Consider the following 20,745-nt stretch of genomic DNA (forward strand, 5'->3'; position numbering starts at 1 on the left):
GAGCCGCTTCCGCTTTTAATAGTACCATAAGTTTTTCTGATGATTGATATTGAATATTGGTATTAAACTTATTATTGAAATCATTCTATAATGTAAATAGAAAGAACATGCATGTTCCAATATGATTATTGGAGTGGTACGAGATGGAACAAACACTTGTTATACAAAAGAAGAAGCGTCTCGGCTTTTCGCAAGGGATTGGGATTACGTTGTTAATTGCGATTTGTGCGAAATATTTAGCGGGACTACCATTTTTAAATATTATGGGCCAATTGGTTATTGCTATTCTGCTCGGTATGATTTGGAGAGCGACAATTAGTGTGCCTTATGAAGCAACCTTAGGAACAAATTTTGCTAGTAAGAAGTTACTTCGCTTCGGAATTATTTTGCTAGGAATGCGTTTGAATCTAGTTGATATCGCAAAGGCTGGGCCAAAAGTGTTGGTGATTGCCGGGGTTGTTATTGCCTTTACGCTTGTTGTGGTATATGCGTTAACACGCGTTTTTAAAGTAGATAAGACGCTTGGTATTTTAACGGCATGCGGGACAGCGATTTGCGGCGCAGCCGCGGTTGTGGCAATTGCGCCGCAAGTGAAAGCGAAAGATGATGAAACGGCGGTTGGTGCAGCCATTATTGCTATTTTAGGTACAATTTTCACACTCATTTATACGTTATTATATCCTGTTCTTGGCTTATCTCCTTACGGTTACGGTGTGTTTTCTGGAGCGACGCTGCATGAGATTGCGCACGTCATCGCTGCTGCGGCGCCAGGCGGGAGCGCATCTGTTGATATTGCAGTTATTGTAAAGTTAACGCGCGTTGCTATGCTTGTGCCGGTTGCTATTTTAATTGGCTTATGGTTTAACCGTAGTGAAGGGAATGGACAAAAAAGTTCATGGCGTGATATTCCGATTCCTTGGTTTATTTTCGGGTTCTTGGCAATGAGTGCGGTGCATTCGTTAGGCATTATACCGGAGAATATTGCAGAGTCCATTGTAACCGTTGCTTACATGCTTATCGCAATGGCAATGGCGGGGCTTGGCTTAAATGTAGAGTTTACAACGTTCCGTAAATTAGGAAGTAAAGCGTTTGTTGCGGGATTAATAGGATCTGTTTGTCTTTCCGTTCTTGGTTATATTCTTGTGTATGTATTAGGTTTTATGTAAGGTGAAAAAGGAGACATAGTCAATATGTCTCCTTTTTTTTGTAAAGATATCTTTACTTTGAATTGGAAAATTTTTATAATTAAAGTAAAGATATCTTTACTTTTGAAGGTGGAGCCTATGGGTGTGAAAAATAGGATTAAAGAATTAAGAAAGCAAAATAATATTACGCAAATTGAAATGGCGAAAGCGATGCAAGTGACGCGGCAGACAATCGTGGCGATTGAAAACCATCGGTATAACCCGAGTCTGGAATTGTCGCTGAAGATTGCGAAGTATTTTGGGATGAAGGTGGAGGATATATTTATTTTAGAATAAGGGGTGAAAAAAGAATGAGAATGCAAGATGAATACGAAAGACATCAATCAGATAAAGCATTTAAATATTTAGGGTTGTTTTATACGCTAAGTTTAGCGGTATGGGGTATGTATAATTTGATTGTTTACGGGAGTGCGGGGACGCCATTTATTCTTTTTGTGATTGGGCAGTTTATATACTTCTTTGTGAATTATTGGCCGAAGTGGCAGTTTAGAAAAGTAGAAGAGAGTGAGTAGCGAGGTAAGTTCTATAAATAGATAAATAAAGGGGAAAATAGAATGGGATTAGCGGTTTTATGCGTGATAGCAGCATTATTTGCATTTATATGGGGTATGCAAAATTTCGTTCACAATCCAGTGCCGAGTACGATCGTTGTTATTGGAGTTGTTGGCTTATCGTATTATTTACTAGTATCAGCACACTATCACAAAACAGCAACGAGCGTTTTAGTTGGTGCGATCCTTTTGACATGTGGACGTACAATTCAAAAAATATTATTTCCGTAAAAGCTGATTTATTTATGTAATCAGCTTTTTTGTATTTTTTAACAAAAACACTTGAAAGTTACGTTACGTCATCTTTTACAATGAAAGAGGGAAGGGTGATGGGAATGATTTCGATTCAAGAACTTACGAAAGAAACAGGGGTTACAGTAAGGACGCTCCGTTATTACGATCAAATTGATTTATTGAAACCGAGCGGAAAAACAGAAGGTGGGCACCGTTTATATAGTGAAACTGATGTCATTCGGTTGCAGCAAATTTTGTTTCTAAAAGAAATGGGTTTCTCGTTAAAAGAGATTATGAATATGCTAATGACAGATGAATTAAGTTTGAAAGAATCGCTGGAAAAACAGCTTACATTTGTACAAGAAGAGCAGAAAAAATTGAATCGAATGGAAAAGATTTTGCGGGCTGTCGTTTATTCAGTGGAACTTGAAGGAGAGCTAGATTGGAAGATCATGTTCGAACTCATTCAACTTTCAAGGCAGTCGCCTCGTATACGTGAAATGTTTCAGCGAAAGGTATTTTCAGAGAAAGAACAAGGGCTTCTTCGCAATTTACCCAATATGAGCGAGGAAGATGTGAACGTTCGAGAATGGGTAGATGCATTGAAACAATTACGTAATTTTATGAAAGAAGGTAAGGATGCATCAAATGATGAAGTACAAGAGGCTACAAAAAGGTTAATGGAGAAATGTATGGAGATGGCAAATGGTGATGAAGCGTTTTTAGATAAATTGTGGGAAGTACGAAAATCGAAAGAAGATTCACAGAAGATGAATATGTATCCAATTGAAGAGGAGCTTTTAGCGTATATGGATGAGGCTTTTCGCATATATGATGAGAGGGAGCGTGGGAAATGAGTATACTTGCAGAATATCGTTGGTATTTTTTAATTGGTGCGGAAATTGTATTTTGGGTATCAGCTATCGGATTCTTTTTACTACGTTACGGGTTTAGATTACAGAAAGCGAGTTTCGTTGCTGGAATTGTATTACTCCTCAATGAAGTCTTTATTTTAGCTTTAGGTGTTATTGATTATTATGAAACGGGTAAGTTTTCTAACTTTCAAATCATTACTTTAGTGATATTACTATATGCGCTCTTTTATGGAAAAAAAGATTTGAAGAAATTAGATATACGTGTGCAGAAGCTTGTTGCCAAATGGCGCAATGAACCGCTTCCTCATATAGAAGAAACGGTAGAGTTAACAGGCTGGGCTTATGCGAAGCAGGAAATAGGGCAATGGAGTATACATTTCGTCTTATTTATTGTTGTGCATATTATATTTTTCTTTCTGTATGGGCTCGTGCCAATTGAACAGTGGGGCGATTGGCTGGAAAGAGGTATTGTTTTAAATGAGGCGGCAAGTCGTGTAAGTCAAATATGGGGTGTTGTACTTCTTATTGATACGATTATTACATGTTCATATGTGTTTTTTCCGAAGAAGGAGAAAGGAAAAGAGAAGTCACTTTTATAAAATAAGAGTGGCTTTTTCATTTGATAAAAGGTTGTGCTAGTAGTTATAAAGAATCTTTTACGTGTATATGAATGATTTGAATGGGGGAGGATGAAAATCAGAAAAAGAACGAGTTTGATATATCTTTTTATAGTAAGTTTAGTAGGGTGTTCACAATCTAATATTAAAATCGATGAGAAAAATGAAATTAAAAAGGGAAGTGACTTATACAAAGAAGGGTCCTTCCTTTTTTTATGTATACATTGTCGAAAACTTTACCGAATATCTGTTCGTTTTCTTGGTTTTTTTATGGGCATTCGTGGTAAAATGGGAATACAGATTTTTTACGAGGAGGTCGGTTTTGTTTGGAACATCAATTTGAAATTGTCTCAGAATATTCCCCGCAAGGTGATCAGCCGAGGGCGATAAAGCAGTTGGTAGCGGGAATTAATAATGGTAAGAAACATCAGGTGTTGCTTGGAGCGACAGGAACGGGAAAGACATTTACGATTTCGAATGTCATTAAAGAAGTGAAGAAGCCAACGCTTGTAATGGCTCATAATAAAACATTAGCAGGCCAGTTATATAGTGAGCTCAAAGATTTCTTTCCAAACAATGCTGTTGAATATTTTGTTAGTTATTACGATTATTATCAACCGGAAGCGTATGTGCCACAAACCGATACGTTTATTGAAAAAGATGCACAAATTAATGATGAGATTGATAAATTACGCCACTCAGCAACATCGGCTTTATTTGAACGAGATGATGTAATTATCGTAGCGAGTGTGTCTTGCATTTACGGCTTAGGTTCTCCGGAAGAATATCGTGAGCTCGTTGTTTCACTGCGCGTTGGGATGGAAAAGGACCGCAATCAATTGCTTCGTGAGCTTGTTGATGTGCAGTATGGTCGTAATGATATTGATTTTAAGCGTGGAACATTTCGAGTGCGCGGAGATGTAGTTGAGATTTTTCCGGCATCGATTGATGAACATTGTATTCGAATTGAGTTCTTTGGTGATGAGATTGATCGTATCCGTGAAGTAAATGCCTTAACAGGTGAAGTATTAGCAGAACGTGAACATGTAGCAATCTTCCCGGCATCTCACTTCGTTACACGTGAAGAAAAAATGAAAGTGGCCATCGAAAATATTGAAAAAGAATTAGAAGAACGTTTAAAAGAATTAAATGATAACGGTAAGTTATTAGAAGCACAGCGGATTGAGCAGCGAACTCGATACGATTTAGAAATGATGCGCGAGATGGGATTTTGTTCAGGGATTGAGAACTACTCACGCCATTTGACGCTCCGTCCAGCGGGTTCAACGCCGTATACATTAATAGACTATTTTCCGGAAGATTTCCTGATTGTAATGGATGAATCACATGTAACGGTGCCCCAAGTGAGAGCGATGTATAACGGAGATAAGGCGCGTAAGCAAGTGCTCGTTGATCATGGATTCCGTTTGCCTTCAGCAATGGATAATAGACCGCTTATGTTTGAAGAGTTTGAAGAGAAGACGAATCAAGTTGTGTACGTATCAGCCACACCAGGTCCGTACGAATTAGAGCATGCACCGGAAGTTGTGGAGCAAATCATTCGTCCAACAGGGCTTTTAGATCCGCAAATTGATATAAGGCCAATCGAAGGACAAATTGATGATTTATTAGGAGAAATACAAGACCGGATTGCGAAAAATGAGCGTGTATTAATTACGACATTAACAAAGAAAATGTCAGAGGATTTAACAGATTACTTAAAAGATGTTGGGATTAAAGTGAACTACCTTCATTCTGAAATTAAAACATTAGAGCGGATTGAAATCATTCGCGACCTTCGCCTTGGTAAGTTTGATGTGCTTGTCGGTATTAACTTATTGCGAGAAGGACTTGATATTCCAGAAGTATCGCTTGTAGCGATTTTAGATGCGGATAAGGAAGGTTTCTTACGTTCAGAGCGATCATTGATTCAAACGATTGGCCGTGCAGCGCGTAATGAAAATGGTCATGTCATTATGTACGCAGACCGCATAACAAAGTCGATGGGTATTGCAATGGAAGAGACAAAGCGTCGTCGTGAAAAGCAAGAAGCTTATAACGAGGAGCATGGCATTACGCCGAAAACCATTCAAAAAGAAGTGCGTGACGTGATTCGTGCAACAACAGCTGCAGAAGAAACAGAAGTGTATGATGCGGCGCCAGCTAAGAAAATGACGAAAAAAGAACGAGAGAAAACGATTGCGAAGGTGGAAGCAGAAATGAAGGAAGCAGCAAAAGCACTAGACTTTGAGCGTGCAGCTGAGCTGAGAGATTTACTGCTAGAATTACAAGCGGAAGGGTGAACATAGTGAGCAAAGACTTTATTGTTGTAAAAGGTGCGAGGGCACATAACTTGAAAAATATTGATGTAACCATTCCGAGAGATCAGCTCGTTGTTGTGACGGGTTTATCTGGTTCTGGTAAATCATCATTAGCTTTTGATACGATTTATGCCGAAGGGCAGCGCAGATACGTGGAGTCCTTATCCGCGTATGCGCGCCAGTTTTTAGGGCAAATGGATAAACCGGATGTGGATACAATTGAAGGTTTGTCTCCAGCCATTTCAATTGATCAAAAAACGACGAGTCGTAACCCTCGTTCAACGGTTGGAACCGTGACGGAGATTTATGACTATTTACGTCTATTATTTGCACGGATTGGGACGCCGATCTGTCCGAATCATGGGATTGAAATTACATCACAAACGGTAGAACAGATGGTAGACCGTGTTTTGGAATATCCAGAGCGCACGAAGTTACAAGTGTTAGCACCGATTGTGTCAGGGCGTAAAGGTGCACATGTGAAAGTGTTAGAAGATATAAAGAAGCAAGGGTATGTACGCGTTCGTGTGGACGGAGAAATGCTTGATGTATCTGAAGAGATTACGTTAGATAAAAACAAAAAGCATTCGATTGAAGTTGTAATTGACCGTATCGTTGTGAAAGATGGGATTGCGAGCCGCCTTGCAGATTCTCTTGAAAGTGCACTCAAGCTTGGTGGAGGTCGTGTGTTAATTGATGTAATGGGAGAAGAGGAACTTTTATTTAGTGAGCATCATGCTTGTCCGCATTGTGGTTTTTCAATCGGTGAATTAGAGCCACGTATGTTCTCGTTCAATAGTCCATTTGGTGCGTGTCCGTCTTGCGATGGGCTTGGTTCGAAATTAGAAGTAGATTTAGAGCTTGTCATTCCAAATTGGGACTTATCGTTAAATGGGCATGCGATTGCTCCGTGGGAACCGACTAGTTCGCAATATTATCCGCAATTATTACAATCGGTGTGTAATCATTATGGCATTGATATGGATATGCCAGTTAAAGATATTCCGAAAGATTTGTTCGATAAGGTGTTGTATGGAAGCGGAGAAGAAAAGGTATATTTCCGCTATGTGAATGACTTTGGACAAGTGAAAGAAAGTGAGATTTTATTTGAAGGAGTTATTCCAAATATCGAACGTCGCTACCGTGAAACGAGCTCTGATTATATTCGTGAACAAATGGAAAAGTATATGGCAGAGCAAGCATGTCCGAAATGTAAAGGTGGCCGCTTGAAGCCAGAAAGTTTAGCTGTTTTTGTTGGTGGGAAAACGATTGCGGATGTAACGAAGTATTCTGTTCAAGAAGTTTACGATTTCTTCTCGAACATTGAATTAACGGAGAAGCAAGAACAGATTGCTCGTTTAATTTTACGTGAAATTAAAGAGCGCGTAAGTTTCTTAGTGAATGTTGGACTTGATTATTTAACTTTAAGTCGTGCAGCAGGAACGCTATCGGGCGGTGAAGCACAGCGTATTCGTTTGGCGACACAAATTGGTTCTCGTCTTACTGGTGTACTATATATTTTAGATGAGCCATCCATTGGTTTGCATCAGCGTGATAATGACCGTCTCATTCGTACATTACAGGAAATGCGCGACTTAGGAAATACGTTAATCGTTGTTGAACATGATGAAGATACAATGATGGCTGCCGATTACTTGCTTGATATCGGTCCTGGTGCAGGGATCCATGGTGGGCAAGTTGTATCAGCTGGATCACCAGATGAAGTGATGAATGATGATAATTCATTAACAGGACAATACTTAAGCGGTAAGAAGTTTATTCCTGTTCCACTTGAAAGGCGTAAAGGGGACGGTCGTAAAGTTGAGATTATTGGTGCGAAAGAAAATAACTTGAAAAACGCGAAGATGTCATTCCCGCTTGGTACTTTTGTAGCGGTAACAGGTGTATCTGGTTCCGGAAAAAGTACGATGATCAATGAAGTTTTATATAAATCGTTAGCGCAGAAATTATATAAAGCGAAAAGTAAGCCGGGGGCACATAAGGACATTAAAGGCCTGGAACATTTAGATAAAGTTATTGATATTGATCAATCACCAATCGGGCGTACACCACGTTCAAACCCAGCAACATATACAGGTGTGTTTGATGATATTCGCGATGTATTTGCGCAAACGAATGAAGCGAAAGTACGCGGATATCAAAAGGGACGCTTTAGCTTTAACGTAAAAGGTGGGCGCTGCGAGGCTTGCCGTGGTGACGGTATTATAAAAATTGAAATGCACTTCTTACCGGATGTGTATGTTCCATGTGAGGTTTGTCATGGGAAACGTTATAATCGTGAAACGTTAGAAGTGAAATATAAAGATAAAAACATTTCTGAAGTGCTAGGAATGACGATTGAAGATGGGGTAGAATTCTTCGCGAACATCCCGAAAATTAAACGTAAGTTACAGACGCTCGTAGATGTAGGTCTAGGCTATATGAAATTAGGTCAGCCAGCTACGACATTATCAGGTGGTGAAGCGCAGCGTGTGAAACTCGCATCTGAATTACATCGCCGATCTACAGGACGTACGTTGTATATTTTAGATGAGCCGACAACAGGGTTACACGCGCATGATATTGCACGTCTTCTAGAAGTACTGCAGCGCCTTGTTGAAAGTGGGGAAACAGTGCTTGTTATCGAGCATAACCTAGATGTCATTAAGACAGCAGATTACATTGTTGACCTTGGCCCAGAAGGTGGAGACAAAGGTGGACAAATCGTTGCGTCAGGCACACCGGAGCAAGTTGTAAAAGAAGAGCGTTCTTATACAGGAAAGTATTTAAAAGGCGTTTTAGAGCGTGATACAGCTCGAATGAAAGCGAAAATGAAAGAAGTTGAAGTAGGGAGCTAAGCCAATTTGGCTAGCTCCTTGTTTTGTTCTTGGGGAGGCGTAAGATGGAGTTTATAGATAGACTAAAAAGCAAAAAAATGAAAGTAAGAGAGATTTCCAAGTGGGGCCCCTATTTAAGAAAACGGTGGGAAAATCATTTTGTAAATCATTTAAGCCGAGAAGAAAAAGAAGAAATTTTTTTATATAGCGACCGTTATGCATGTGGTTATTTGTGGCATGTGTTTAGTTGGGAGAAAAAACAATGTTTAATAGGAGAAGAAGCGGAAAGAACATTTCATGAGGAACGAAAGAAAACTTGTTATATTTTCCATCAGCATTCAGACGATATACTGATTCTTGAGAATGCATCTTTGCTTCATGTAAGTGACTTATTATATGAAACAGATGATCTGTATAAAGGAGACATATATATTGTAGATACAGATTTTAGTTGGATTTATGTCAAAACGCATGAGACAAGATGGTGTGGCCCTTATTTTAGTCGGGAAAAGTGGTAAGGTTGCAAGGGAATTACTTTAGAATGATAGGTATACAAGTATGAAGAACGGAATACATTTTGATTATTAACATACAAGTAACGGCTATGAAAATAAAGAGAGACCAACATTCGTTCTCTCTGTCTATTTTCACAAGGCATGGGGATAAAGTGAAACTTCAATCAGTGGGGGGGATCCATCCCCCACTGATTGTCAGCCCTGATCGCTTCTACGCATGGCTGGATGCTCTCTTCCCGCCAAAAAAGAAAGGTTTTTTAGTCATTTTTCAACTTATAAATCTATTTTGATTTTCAGCATACAAATCCCGGCTTCGAAGCCAAAAAGAGACTTCTGCTCATTTCCTCCTTTTGTTTTCATAAGGCATGGGGATAAAAAAGGCCCTGACCGCTTCTATGCATGGCTGGATGCTCTCTCCCCACAAAAAAAGAAAGGTTTTAAGCTGTTTTTTTAATGGTCACTTGGCGTTTCCAATTCATTAGCGTATGATTAGATATATATGTCAAAAGGATGTGTAAGAAAATGAGATGGATTCTATCACTTCTTGTAAATAGCGTTGTGCTAATTGTTGTATCAGGTTTACTGAAAGGGATTGCACCAGACGCGTTTTACATAGAAAATATACAAACGGCAATTATTGCGAGTGTTATTTTGTCGATTTTAAATGTGTTTGTAAAACCATTATTAATTTTAATTACGTTACCGATTACGGTACTAACATTTGGATTCTTCCTAATCGTGATTAATGCAATTACGCTAAAAATGACAGATTCTTTATTAGGTGATGCTTTTAATATATCAGGATTTGGTGTAGCAATCCTTGCGGCAATTTGTATTTCTATTTTAAATATGCTGATTGATAAAGTAATTGTAGAGCCGTTATCTGAAAAGAAATAGAAAAATGACAAAAAGAAAAACATTTCATGATCTTTATGAAATGTTTTTTTCTATTTAATAGAAACCACATTTCTTGTTTACAGAAAAAAATGGTACAATATCGGATAGAATGGAATTTTACATCAAATGAGACTGAACCCGCAGCGGAGTGGAGGTTTACATATGCCAAAAGTAAGGACAAAAGATTTAATTGAACAATTTCAGTTGGAGTTAATAAGTGGTGAAGAAGGGATTCATCGTCCAATTGATACAAGTGATTTATCGCGACCTGGAATTGAAATGGCCGGTTTTTTTACATATTATCCAGCTGATCGCGTCCAGTTGCTTGGAAAAACGGAGCTTACATTTTGTGAGACTTTAACAAGTGAGCAAAAACAGGAAAGAATGAAAGTTCTTTGTACAGAAGAGACACCGTGTATTATCATAACGCGTAGTCAAGATGTGCCAGAGGAATTATTGCAAGCATCACGTGAATCTGGTGTGCCTCTTTTACGTTCTTCCCAAACGACAACAAGATTATCAAGTCGTTTAACAAACTATTTAGAGAGTAAGTTGGCACCAACAACTGCTGTTCACGGTGTGTTAGTGGATATTTACGGTGTGGGTGTTTTAATTACAGGTCAAAGTGGTGTCGGGAAAAGTGAAACGGCACTTGAACTTGTAAAACGTGGTCATCGTTTAGTAGCTGACGATAGTGTAGAAATCCGTCAAGAAGATGAAGATACATTAGTCGGAAGCTCTCCAGATTTAATTGAGCATTTATTAGAAATTCGTGGTTTAGGAATCATTAATGTAATGACGTTATTTGGCGCAGGTGCCGTACGAAATTATAAGCGTATTACACTTGTCATTAGTCTTGAGATTTGGGATCAAAAGAAAAACTATGATCGCCTAGGTCTGGATGAAGAGAAAATGAAGATTATAGATACAGAGCTTACGAAGATTACACTTCCGGTGCGACCTGGTCGAAACTTAGCTGTTATTATTGAAGTAGCAGCGATGAACTTTAGGTTGAAAAGAATGGGAGTTAATGCAGCCCAACAATTTTCAGAACGCCTAATGAGTGCGATTGAACTAGGGAATCAGGAGTAATTTAGGAGAGGGAGGTCATACATATGCTGTTAGGGTCTGTACCACAGTTAGACCGCATAGCCATTCAACTTGGACCATTCCCAGTCTATTGGTATGGGCTTATTATCGGGACAGGTGTTTTGCTTGGCCTTTGGCTTGCTACACGCGAGGGTGAACGGTTAGGTATTCCAAAAGATACGTTTGTCGATCTTGTTTTAATTGCAGTGCCAATCGCAATTCTTTGCGCACGCGCATATTATGTTATTTTTGAATGGGAATATTATATGCAAGATCCAAAGCAAATTATTAATATTCGTCAAGGTGGCTTAGCGATTCATGGTGGTTTAATCGGGGCGGTTATTACGGGGATTTTCTTTGCGAAGAGACGCGGGCTTTCTTTCTGGAAGTTAGCTGATATTGCGGCACCGAGTATTTTGCTTGGACAAGCAATCGGGCGCTGGGGAAACTTTATGAACCAAGAGGCTCATGGTGGTGAAGTAACGAGACAGTTTTTAGAAAGCTTACATTTACCAGAGTTTATTGTGAATCAAATGTATATTGATGGTGTTTATTATCACCCAACGTTCTTATATGAATCATTATGGAATTTTGCAGGTGTAATTCTATTGTTGTTATTACGCAAAGCGAATTTACGACGTGGTGAATTATTCTTTACGTATTTAATTTGGTATTCAGTTGGCCGTTTCTTTGTGGAAGGGTTACGTACAGATAGCTTAATGTTAGGGCCGCTTCGTATTGCACAAGTTGTGTCTATTGGGCTTGTTGTTATTTCAATCATTTTCATTATTGTGAGACGTAAAATGGGGCAAGCTGATAAAAGATATTTAGAAGACTAGAAAAAGTAGCATCTTGTATGAGATGCTGCTTCTTTCATATTCAGATGGCGAAAGGATATTAGCATATGAAAATAAATACGGTGTTATTTGATTTAGATGGAACATTAATAAATACAAATGAACTCATTATTTCTTCTTTTTTACACACGTTACATAAGTATTATCCAAATCAGTATAAGCGAGAAGATGTATTGCCGTTTATCGGTCCATCTTTGCATGAGACATTTAGTTCAATGGATGAGGGCAAAGTGGACGAGATGATTCAGTGCTATCGTCAATTTAATCATGACCATCATGATGAACTAGTAGAAGAATATGAAACTGTGTATGAGACGGTTCAAGAATTAAAGAAACAAGGTTATAAAATCGGAATTGTCACAACGAAGGCGAGACAAACAGTAGAAATGGGTTTAAAGCTTTCAAAGTTAAACGAATTTTTTGATGTGGTTGTTACGATTGACGATGTACAGCACGTGAAACCACACCCAGAACCAATTCAAAAAGCGCTCCAGTTACTACATGCAAAACCAGAAGAAACATTAATGGTTGGTGATAATCACCACGATATTGTAGGCGGACAAAATGCAGGCACGAAAACAGCAGCAGTGGCATGGACGATTAAAGGTAGAGAATACTTAGAGTCGTATAAGCCGGATTATGTATTAGATAAAATGAGTGATTTGTTATCTATTTTATCTGAGTAAGTAGATAAGGGGAGAGAACAAAGTGCGACGGACAACGCGCTACCCTGTTTCAGGAGCAAATTCATTATGGAATGTATATAAAACTGTATCCTTTTTTAAAGTCATGAAAAATTTTATTGTTATTCAAATCGCGCGTTATACACCATTTTTATCGATGAAAAATTGGTTGTATCGTACATTTTTGCGAATGAAAGTAGGAAAGCAAACATCATTTGCCCTTATGGCGATGCCTGATATTATGTTTCCGGAAAAGATTACAGTGGGAGAAAATTCAATAATCGGTTATAACACAACGATTTTAGCTCACGAATATTTAATTACGGAATATCGACTTGGGGAAGTAGTCATAGGGAATGAAGTGATGATTGGGGCAAATTCAACTATATTGCCAGGTGTAACAATTGAGGATGGTGCCATTATTTCAGCGGGTACGCTTGTTCATCGTGATGTACCAAGTGGTGCTTTTGTAGGTGGAAATCCAATGCGTATTATTTATACGAAGGAAGAAATGGCAGCAAGGAGAAGGTCAATGTTAAAAATGTAACATTTCCCTTCTCTTTTTATGAATAAAAAGGAAATAATTGATTATAATATACTGTTTTGTTTTTTACGGAATCGTTTATACTTATAGATAGAAAATGTATGAGCGAAGAAAACAAAAAACTGGAGGATATATGGGGAAAAATCAACGGATATATAAGGAGAACGGACAAGTTATCTCTTTTAATCAATTAGCTGATTTCTTTTATAAGAAAGGAATGAAAGCTTATCAAGGTCATAAGTTACAAGATGCAATTAAATACTTTAGAAGAGCGGCACAAGGTGAGAAAGAGCCGTTTATTTTATGCCAATTAGCGACGGTATTATCTGAGGTAGGAGAGTATCAAGAGTCGAATCAAATTTTCTTGAAACTCATTCGTTCTAACGCTGATATTGAGCAGTGCTATTATTTTGTAGCAAACAATTATGCATATCTTGGTTTGTTTCAGCAGGCAAAGAAGTATGCGGAGAAGTATTTAGAGGTAGCTAAAGAAAAGGAATTCGTAGAAGATACGTTAGAATTACTTGAGATTATGGAAGAAGAGTCATTTGATACGGAAGAAATTGAAGATGAAGATGAATTAATTGCTATGCAGGAAGAGGCGAATCGTTATATTCGTAACGGACAATTGGAGGAAGCGATTGCTACGCTTGAAGTTGTAACGAAGGATTATCCAGAATTTTGGTCGGGGTATAATAACTTAGCAATTGCGCATTTTCAATCAGGAAATGTAGAGCAAGCACTCAAGTTAACGGAGATGATTTTAGAGAAAAACCCAGGCAATATGCATGCGCTTTGTAATACACTTATTTTTCTATATTCAATTGGAGAGCATAAACAAGTAGAAGCGTTAGCAGGGCAATTAGAATCCGTATATCCGATGTCATTTGAACATCGATTAAAGCTAGGGACAACATTTGCAACAATTGGTCACTTTGAATCAGCATATAAATGGTTAAGATTATTAAAGCGTCAAGGTTATGAAGGAGATGTCAGCTTTTATTATTGGTTTGCATACTCTGCTTATATGATAAAAGATCAACATACGGCGGAAAAAATGTGGCAATCGGTTGTGGAATTGCACCCAGATAAAAAAGGGAAAGAGCCGTGGAATGCCTTACAGTTAGCTGATGAAGGACAAAACATTTTATTTGAAGAACTGCAAAAATCTTTCCGCCAAAGTGAAACGTTAGAAGAGCAAATGCTAGCGTTATATTTAATGAATGAATTAACGACACCTGAGAAAATTGGTTTCTTCTTTGATGTGACGCAGGCGAAAAATCGTGTGCCAATTGTTTCACAACTAGCAAAGTATTTCTTTTTAACGAGTAGTCATAAAAATATTCCAAGTGAGTTACAACCATTTGAACAATGCGTTAAAATTGCGGATGCTTTATATAACTATACAAATAAAGAAGACGAATTGATTGAAGAATGCTTACATTTTTGGTTTTGTACATTTATACGTTTATATACATCTGGGACGGTGTTTACGAATGTGTTTGGCTGGTCGGCGGCAATCGAATATATTGTGCGTAATCAGCAGAAAAATAAAATGACACAGACCGAACTTGGAAATATATATAATGTATCTGTAGCAACTGTGAGAAAATATGTGCAAGTAGTAAAGCGCACTCATGAATAGGCAAATCATTGGGAAAAAACAGGCACTCACAGTATAATGAGGGTAAGTTATGGTAGGAATGAATAGGAGTGAATAGTGTGTCAGAAGAAAAAATTTATGATGTCATTATTATTGGTGCTGGGCCAGCTGGTATGACAGCTGCAGTGTATACGTCTCGTGCAAATTTAAGTACGCTTATGCTTGAACGCGGTATTCCGGGCGGACAAATGGCGAATACAGAAGATGTAGAAAATTATCCAGGTTATGAATCTATTTTGGGACCTGATTTATCGAATAAAATGTTCGAGCATGCAAAGAAATTTGGTGCTGAATATGCATACGGTGATGTGAAAGAAGTCATCGATGGTAAAGAATATAAAACAATTGTAGCTGGTAAAAAGGAATATAAAACACGTGCCATTATTGTTGCAAGTGGTGCAGAGTACAAAAAAGTCGGTGTACCAGGTGAAAAAGAACTTGGTGGCCGCGGTGTATCATATTGTGCAGTATGTGACGGCGCATTCTTTAAAGGAAAAGAACTTGTTGTTGTTGGCGGCGGAGACTCTGCTGTTGAGGAAGGTGTGTATTTAACACGTTTCGCATCAAAAGTAACAATCGTTCACCGTCGTGATGCTCTTCGCGCACAGAAAATTTTACAAGACCGTGCGTTCCAAAATGAGAAAGTAGACTTCATTTGGAATCATACTGTAAAAGAAATCAATGAAGAGAATGGTAAAGTAGGTAGCGTAACACTTGTAGATGTAAACAGTGGTGAAGAACAAGAGTTTAAAACTGACGGTGTCTTCATTTATGTTGGTATGTTACCATTATCAAAACCATTTACTGAACTAGGCATTACAAATGAAAATGGTTATATCGAAACAAATGAACGTATGGAAACGAAAGTTCCTGGTATTTTCGCAGCTGGTGATGTTCGCGAAAAGATGCTTCGTCAAATTGTAACTGCAACTGGAGATGGCAGTATTGCAGCACAAAGTGCACAGCATTACGTAGAAGAGCTGTTAGAGGAATTAAAAACTGTAACAGAAAAATAAGAATATGAATTTTTTTGTAGAAGAAAGCTATCCATCATAGATGGTGGCTTTCTTTATTTTTTGTTTAAAATGTAAAATTTTTGTCAAATTTCCGATGGTAGGTATAAACGGTTATTGTTATACTAAAATTTACGGGAAAAATGACTATGAGAAATGAGGAGTTTATTCAGTATGGAATGGCGTAACATATATCGTGGTTTTTGTATGGGAGTTAGTGATTTGATTCCTGGTGTGAGTGGTGGAACAATCGCTGTTGTACTTGGAATTTATGAGCAATTACTTGCGGCAATTAGCGGGTTCTTTAGCCGTGAGTGGAAAAAGCATTTAGGGTTTTTAATTCCGCTTGCTATGGGTGTAGCGGCAGCGTTTTTAACATTAAGTCATGTGATTAAGTATTTGCTGGAATATCATTATGAGCCAACACAGTTTTTCTTCCTTGGTTTAATTTTAAGTATTTTACCAATGTTAATGAAGGAAGCGAATGCGAAAGAAACATTTAAAGGTGGCCATATTGTCATACTAATCGTTGCAGCGGCTCTTGTGGCTGTAACAGCACTTTTTAAGCCAGATAAAGCAGCAGATCCAATTACGACGTTAACTATTTTAAATGCAATTGGGTTATTCTTGGCAGGATGGATGGCTAGTATGGCTATGTTACTTCCAGGGATTAGTGGATCATTTATTTTATTAATCATCGGTGTATATCCAACAGCAATTAATGCGTTAACGACATTAAACCTCCCACTTATTGCAGTAATTGGTGCAGGTGTTATGGTTGGATTTGTTGTAAGTAGTAAAGGAATTAGTTACTTGTTGACACATTTTAAAAGTGCAACATTTGCGGCAATTATTGGACTTGTTATCGGATCGATTGCGGTAGTGTTCCCGGGCGTTCCGACTGGTGGTATTTCGATTGTGAGCTCAGTTATTACGTTTATATTAGGGTTTGCGATTGTATCATATTTTAGTAAGAAAAAGTGATTGAGAGATAGCTCTCAATCACTTTTTTTATTATTTATATTTATATTTTTTGTATTTTTTACCAAGAATATATGAAAGCGATTGTTTTGCTGAAAAGTTACTTGTGCTTACTTTTCTGCTTTATCCCGCATTAACGAGCTATTTTATTTGGGGGTATCAAATATGAAAGTGTCAATATTTATCACTTGTGTTGCAGATGTTTTTTATCCAGAAGTAGGAAAAGATGTTGTAGAAATTCTTGAAGATTTAGGGTGTGAAGTGGATTTCCCTAAAGACCAAACCTGCTGCGGACAACCTGCTTATAATAGTGGCTATCATAAAGAGACAAAAACAGCTGCAAAACATATGATTGAATCTTTTGCTGGTTCGGAATATGTTGTAGCACCATCAGGATCTTGCGCTATGATGGTTCACGAGTTTTCTAGTTTATTTTCTGAAAGTGAAGAAGAGTGGAAGAAAAAAGCTACTGAACTTGCAAATAAAACATATGAATTCACACAATTTCTCGTTGAAGTATTAGGGAAAGAAGACTTAGGTGCGGAGCTTCATAAAAAAGCAACGGTTCATACATCTTGTCATATGAGCCGCTTAATGGGGATTAAGGAACCGCCACAAAAACTATTGAAATGTGTAAAGGGACTGGAAGTTGTTTCGTTATCACATAATTATGATTGCTGCGGATTTGGGGGCACGTTCTCTGTGAAAATGCCAGAAATCTCTGAGCAAATGGTCGATGAAAAAGTAAAGCATATTATGGAAACCGGTGCAGAACTGTTGATCGGGATGGATTGTAGCTGCTTAATGAATATAAAAGGACGTTTAACACGCAATGGCTATCCAATTGATGTAAAACATATTGCTCAAGTATTAAATGAAGATCGAAAATAAGAGGGGGATATAAAGATGGGAATGAAAATTGGGAACGATCCCTTTCATAAGCGTACGGAAACAGGCATAGGGGATCAATTCATGAGAAAGGCTGTCAGGAAAGCGCAAGATGGCCTTAGAGGCAAGAAATTAAAAGCTACTGAGAGTCTTGGGAATTGGGAGGAATGGCGAGCTTTAGGAGAAGAAATTCGAAAGCATACATTAGAAAACCTTGATTATTATTTATATCAACTGAGTGAAAATATTGAGAAAAATGGTGGTTTTGTTTATTTTGCGAAGACTGCAGAAGACGCAAGAGAATATGTAAAAAGGATTGTAAAAAAGAAAAATGCCAAAAAAATTGTAAAATCAAAATCTATGGTAACGGAAGAGATTAGTTTAAATGAAGCGATTGAAGAAGCTGGAGGAGAAGTGTTAGAAACGGACCTTGCTGAATTTATTTTGCAAGTGAACGACCACGACCCTCCATCACATATTGTTGTTCCGTGTCTTCATAAGGATAAAGAACACATTTGTGAAATATTTAAAGAAAAGTTAGATTATACTGGAACATCTGATCCTACGGAAATGGCGAGGTTTGTAAGGGATTATTTGCGTGATGATTTTTTTACAGCGGATGTAGGGGTGACAGGATGTAACTTTGCTGTTGCAGAGTCTGGATCTATTTCTATCGTGGCAAATGAGGGGAATGCAAGACTTACCACAACGCTTCCGAAAACGTTAATTACAGTTATGGGAATGGAACGTATTGTTCCGACATGGGAAGAGCTTGATGTTTTAGTAACACTTCTATGCCGGAGCTCTGTAGGACAAAAGTTAACAAGTTATATTACAGGGTTAACCGAGCCTGGTGGGACGGACGGACCTGAGGAATTTCATTTAGTCATTGTTGATAATGGCCGTTCTAATATTTTAGGGACAGAATTTCAAAGTATCCTTCAGTGTATTCGCTGTGCGGCATGTATTAATGTATGTCCCGTATATCGGCATATCGGTGGACATGCGTATGGCTCCATTTATCCAGGACCGATTGGAGCTGTGTTGACACCCCTTCTAGGAGGATACGATGAATATAAAGATTTACCTTATGCATCTAGCCTTTGTGGTGCTTGTACGGAAGCATGTCCAGTGAAAATACCGTTACATGATTTATTAATTAAACATCGCCGCAACATTGTAGAAGAAGCGAAACAATCACCTGTAGCTTGGAATGTGGCTATGAAAGGTTTTGAAAAAGCGGTGAATAGCTCTAGATTGTTTTCTTTTGCTGCGAAGAGCGCTCCGTATGCATTAAAGCCTCTTGCAAAAGGGGATAAGATTGAGCGTGGAATTGGTCCGTTAAAAGCCTGGACGGATGCAAGGGATTTTCCGTTTCCAGAAAAACAGCCGTTTAGAGATTGGTTTAAAAAACGTGTAAAGGAGAACGATAATGGCCATCCAAAATCGTGAAGAATTTTTACTCCAATTATCAGAAAAACTTGGTAGGAAACGTCCAGAAGTAGTGAAAAAACCGAACTGGTCTTTTTCCCCGCAGTGGACTGTTTTTGATGGGTTAACACAAGATGAACTTGTACTAAAGTTAATAGAGCAATGCGAGGTAATTCATACACAAGTTAAGCGGACAACAAAGGACAAGCTTGTTGAAACATTACAATCTTTTCTAACAGAATGGAATATCCAATCTGTCGTGTATTCTAATGATGAACGGTTCAAGGAATATGGTCTCAGTCAATTTGTAAGCAATGAAGGTACAATACAATTTCGTAAGTGGGGCTTAGATCATAAAGAAGAGAACATAACATTTGCGAAAGGGGCTGATCTTGGCATTACATTTAGTGATATCGCTCTTGCTGAATCAGGAACCGTTGTTTTATTCAATGATGGGTTAAAAGGAAGGCATGTTAGTCTTCTTCCTGAGTCATATATTGCAATTGTTCCTAAAAGTACGATTGTGCCAAGGTTAACCCAGGCTACAAAAGTCATTCACCATCAAAATAAAGCGGGAGATAAATTGCCAGCTTGCTTGAATTTCGTTTCTGGTCCGTCAAATAGTGCGGATATTGAAATGAATCTCGTTGTAGGTGTACACGGGCCAATAAGAACAGCGTATATTATCGTGGATGATCAATAAGGATTACGGCCCTCTTTTTTTAGAGTGGACTTACCGAATAATGAGTAAAAGAGAAATGGCTACTGTTGTTAAAAGTTTCACTTTATAAGATATAGAAATTATAAGGTTTTTAATCATTTTAAACGAGAAGACCCCATCCTCTACATGAAGTGAGGATGGGGTCTTCTCGATTTTTTCTTTTTTAAAGAAAACCACTCTTTTTTTGTATATTTTTCCAGGTGATAAACAGTGAGATTTCCCACCACAAGCTTACAGGGCTAGGTGGAGGGGAGTTCAATTAGGGTGGGAGCCCCTTCATTGTGACAAAGTGTTTTTGATAGTATAATGAAATAAGTATGTGATGAAGAAATTTGTCATAAGTAGCTGAGGTGAAGAAGCATGCAAAGAGTAACAAACTGTGTGTTAATTAAAGATAATGAAGTTCTCCTACTACAAAAACCTCGTCGGAACTGGTGGGTTGCACCGGGCGGGAAAATGGAGCGCGGGGAAACAGTGAGAGATTCCGTTGTCCGCGAATATCGTGAAGAAACAGGCATTTATTTAAAAAACCCAGCATTAAAGGGAGTCTTCACTTTTGTCATTCAAGAAGGCGATAAAGTTGTTTCTGAATGGATGATGTTCTCCTTTTTAGCGACAGATTTTGCAGGAGAAAACAAATTAGAAAGCGAAGAAGGCATCATTGGTTGGCATACATTTGATAAAATTGATGAGTTAGCAATGGCGCCGGGAGATTATCACATTATTGATTATTTAATTAAAGGAAATGGAATCATCTACGGTACGTTTGTATATACACCAGACTTTGAATTACTTTCATATCGATTGGATCCAAGCTAAACCG

At 38.2% G+C, this 20,745-nt stretch carries 21 protein-coding genes; all 21 read left to right on the forward strand.

Annotation, left to right across the window (positions count from 1 at the left end):
* Positions 1-143 precede the first annotated feature (143 nt).
* Complete coding sequence (locus tag CN373_RS12110) at positions 144-1,166, forward strand: YeiH family protein (protein WP_000438465.1); 1,023 nt, start codon at positions 144-146, stop codon at positions 1,164-1,166.
* A 117-nt stretch (positions 1,167-1,283) separates the two neighbouring features.
* Complete coding sequence (locus tag CN373_RS12115; RefSeq protein ID WP_002058411.1) at positions 1,284-1,481, forward strand: helix-turn-helix transcriptional regulator; 198 nt, start codon at positions 1,284-1,286, stop codon at positions 1,479-1,481.
* A gap of 20 nt (positions 1,482-1,501) precedes the next feature.
* Positions 1,502-1,717 carry a hypothetical protein gene (locus CN373_RS12120; protein ID WP_002058416.1) on the forward strand — a complete coding sequence of 72 codons (216 nt, stop codon included), beginning with the start codon at positions 1,502-1,504 and terminating at the stop codon, positions 1,715-1,717.
* Between the two features lie 42 nt (positions 1,718-1,759).
* On the forward strand, positions 1,760-1,987 hold the full coding sequence (locus CN373_RS12125; RefSeq protein ID WP_000521909.1) for a hypothetical protein: 228 nt from the start codon (positions 1,760-1,762) through the stop codon (positions 1,985-1,987).
* Positions 1,988-2,085: 98 nt separating this feature from the next.
* Positions 2,086-2,847, forward strand: a complete 762-nt coding sequence (locus CN373_RS12130) for a MerR family transcriptional regulator (protein ID WP_000525423.1) — start codon at positions 2,086-2,088, stop codon at positions 2,845-2,847.
* Positions 2,844-3,464 (forward strand): hypothetical protein, encoded by a 621-nt coding sequence (locus CN373_RS12135; protein WP_000025227.1) that lies wholly within the window; start codon positions 2,844-2,846, stop codon positions 3,462-3,464. Before CN373_RS12130 ends, CN373_RS12135 begins: the two co-directional genes overlap by 4 nt.
* Positions 3,465-3,808: 344 nt before the next feature.
* A complete protein-coding gene (uvrB, locus tag CN373_RS12145) occupies positions 3,809-5,785 on the forward strand; it encodes an excinuclease ABC subunit B (RefSeq protein ID WP_000401011.1) in 1,977 nt (658 codons plus the stop codon).
* A gap of 5 nt (positions 5,786-5,790) precedes the next feature.
* Positions 5,791-8,661: an excinuclease ABC subunit UvrA gene (uvrA, locus tag CN373_RS12150; protein ID WP_098359446.1), complete on the forward strand. Its 2,871-nt coding sequence runs from the start codon at positions 5,791-5,793 to the stop codon at positions 8,659-8,661.
* Between the two features lie 44 nt (positions 8,662-8,705).
* Positions 8,706-9,158 carry a DUF4275 family protein gene (locus tag CN373_RS12155; protein ID WP_098359447.1) on the forward strand — a complete coding sequence of 151 codons (453 nt, stop codon included), beginning with the start codon at positions 8,706-8,708 and terminating at the stop codon, positions 9,156-9,158.
* A gap of 519 nt (positions 9,159-9,677) precedes the next feature.
* Entirely contained in the window at positions 9,678-10,052 is a 375-nt protein-coding gene (locus CN373_RS12160) for a phage holin family protein (RefSeq protein WP_001267288.1), read from the forward strand.
* 162 nt (positions 10,053-10,214) lie between these two features.
* Positions 10,215-11,144 (forward strand): HPr(Ser) kinase/phosphatase, encoded by a 930-nt coding sequence (gene hprK / locus CN373_RS12165; RefSeq protein ID WP_001127242.1) that lies wholly within the window; start codon positions 10,215-10,217, stop codon positions 11,142-11,144.
* Between the two features lie 23 nt (positions 11,145-11,167).
* Positions 11,168-11,980: a prolipoprotein diacylglyceryl transferase gene (gene lgt / locus CN373_RS12170; protein ID WP_000924225.1), complete on the forward strand. Its 813-nt coding sequence runs from the start codon at positions 11,168-11,170 to the stop codon at positions 11,978-11,980.
* Positions 11,981-12,045: 65 nt separating this feature from the next.
* The gene (gene ppaX / locus CN373_RS12175; protein WP_000700951.1) at positions 12,046-12,684 is read left to right on the forward strand and encodes a pyrophosphatase PpaX; all 639 of its coding nucleotides are present in this window, start codon (positions 12,046-12,048) and stop codon (positions 12,682-12,684) included.
* A 22-nt stretch (positions 12,685-12,706) separates the two neighbouring features.
* A complete protein-coding gene (locus CN373_RS12180) occupies positions 12,707-13,228 on the forward strand; it encodes an acyltransferase (RefSeq protein WP_001255054.1) in 522 nt (173 codons plus the stop codon).
* Between the two features lie 130 nt (positions 13,229-13,358).
* Positions 13,359-14,870 carry a tetratricopeptide repeat protein gene (locus CN373_RS12185; RefSeq protein WP_000517709.1) on the forward strand — a complete coding sequence of 504 codons (1,512 nt, stop codon included), beginning with the start codon at positions 13,359-13,361 and terminating at the stop codon, positions 14,868-14,870.
* 77 nt (positions 14,871-14,947) lie between these two features.
* Positions 14,948-15,904, forward strand: a complete 957-nt coding sequence (trxB, locus tag CN373_RS12190; RefSeq protein WP_001288075.1) for a thioredoxin-disulfide reductase — start codon at positions 14,948-14,950, stop codon at positions 15,902-15,904.
* Positions 15,905-16,075: 171 nt separating this feature from the next.
* Positions 16,076-16,885, forward strand: coding sequence for a DUF368 domain-containing protein (locus tag CN373_RS12195; RefSeq protein ID WP_000455208.1), 810 nt, complete (start codon positions 16,076-16,078; stop codon positions 16,883-16,885).
* 162 nt (positions 16,886-17,047) lie between these two features.
* Entirely contained in the window at positions 17,048-17,773 is a 726-nt protein-coding gene (locus tag CN373_RS12200; RefSeq protein WP_000868612.1) for a (Fe-S)-binding protein, read from the forward strand.
* Between the two features lie 15 nt (positions 17,774-17,788).
* Positions 17,789-19,222: a LutB/LldF family L-lactate oxidation iron-sulfur protein gene (locus CN373_RS12205; protein ID WP_000525457.1), complete on the forward strand. Its 1,434-nt coding sequence runs from the start codon at positions 17,789-17,791 to the stop codon at positions 19,220-19,222.
* On the forward strand, positions 19,203-19,904 hold the full coding sequence (locus tag CN373_RS12210; protein ID WP_001007542.1) for a LutC/YkgG family protein: 702 nt from the start codon (positions 19,203-19,205) through the stop codon (positions 19,902-19,904). Before CN373_RS12205 ends, CN373_RS12210 begins: the two co-directional genes overlap by 20 nt.
* Before the next feature lie 378 nt (positions 19,905-20,282).
* On the forward strand, positions 20,283-20,741 hold the full coding sequence (locus CN373_RS12215; RefSeq protein WP_001190078.1) for an NUDIX hydrolase: 459 nt from the start codon (positions 20,283-20,285) through the stop codon (positions 20,739-20,741).
* Positions 20,742-20,745 lie beyond the last annotated feature (4 nt).

The sequence above is a fragment of the Bacillus cereus genome (assembly GCF_002561295.1).
GTDB lineage: Bacteria > Bacillota > Bacilli > Bacillales > Bacillaceae_G > Bacillus_A > Bacillus_A cereus_S.

Coding starts and splice junctions, on each gene's coding strand:
- CN373_RS12110 (WP_000438465.1), top strand. CDS start 144: ATGGAACAAACACTTGTTATACAAAAGAAGAAGCGTCTCGGCTTTTCG.
- CN373_RS12115 (WP_002058411.1), top strand. CDS start 1,284: ATGGGTGTGAAAAATAGGATTAAAGAATTAAGAAAGCAAAATAATATT.
- CN373_RS12120 (WP_002058416.1), top strand. CDS start 1,502: ATGCAAGATGAATACGAAAGACATCAATCAGATAAAGCATTTAAATAT.
- CN373_RS12125 (WP_000521909.1), top strand. CDS start 1,760: ATGGGATTAGCGGTTTTATGCGTGATAGCAGCATTATTTGCATTTATA.
- CN373_RS12130 (WP_000525423.1), top strand. CDS start 2,086: ATGGGAATGATTTCGATTCAAGAACTTACGAAAGAAACAGGGGTTACA.
- CN373_RS12135 (WP_000025227.1), top strand. CDS start 2,844: ATGAGTATACTTGCAGAATATCGTTGGTATTTTTTAATTGGTGCGGAA.
- CN373_RS12155 (WP_098359447.1), top strand. CDS start 8,706: ATGGAGTTTATAGATAGACTAAAAAGCAAAAAAATGAAAGTAAGAGAG.
- CN373_RS12160 (WP_001267288.1), top strand. CDS start 9,678: ATGAGATGGATTCTATCACTTCTTGTAAATAGCGTTGTGCTAATTGTT.
- hprK (WP_001127242.1), top strand. CDS start 10,215: ATGCCAAAAGTAAGGACAAAAGATTTAATTGAACAATTTCAGTTGGAG.
- lgt (WP_000924225.1), top strand. CDS start 11,168: ATGCTGTTAGGGTCTGTACCACAGTTAGACCGCATAGCCATTCAACTT.
- ppaX (WP_000700951.1), top strand. CDS start 12,046: ATGAAAATAAATACGGTGTTATTTGATTTAGATGGAACATTAATAAAT.
- CN373_RS12185 (WP_000517709.1), top strand. CDS start 13,359: ATGGGGAAAAATCAACGGATATATAAGGAGAACGGACAAGTTATCTCT.
- CN373_RS12195 (WP_000455208.1), top strand. CDS start 16,076: ATGGAATGGCGTAACATATATCGTGGTTTTTGTATGGGAGTTAGTGAT.
- CN373_RS12200 (WP_000868612.1), top strand. CDS start 17,048: ATGAAAGTGTCAATATTTATCACTTGTGTTGCAGATGTTTTTTATCCA.
- CN373_RS12205 (WP_000525457.1), top strand. CDS start 17,789: ATGGGAATGAAAATTGGGAACGATCCCTTTCATAAGCGTACGGAAACA.
- CN373_RS12210 (WP_001007542.1), top strand. CDS start 19,203: ATGGCCATCCAAAATCGTGAAGAATTTTTACTCCAATTATCAGAAAAA.
- CN373_RS12215 (WP_001190078.1), top strand. CDS start 20,283: ATGCAAAGAGTAACAAACTGTGTGTTAATTAAAGATAATGAAGTTCTC.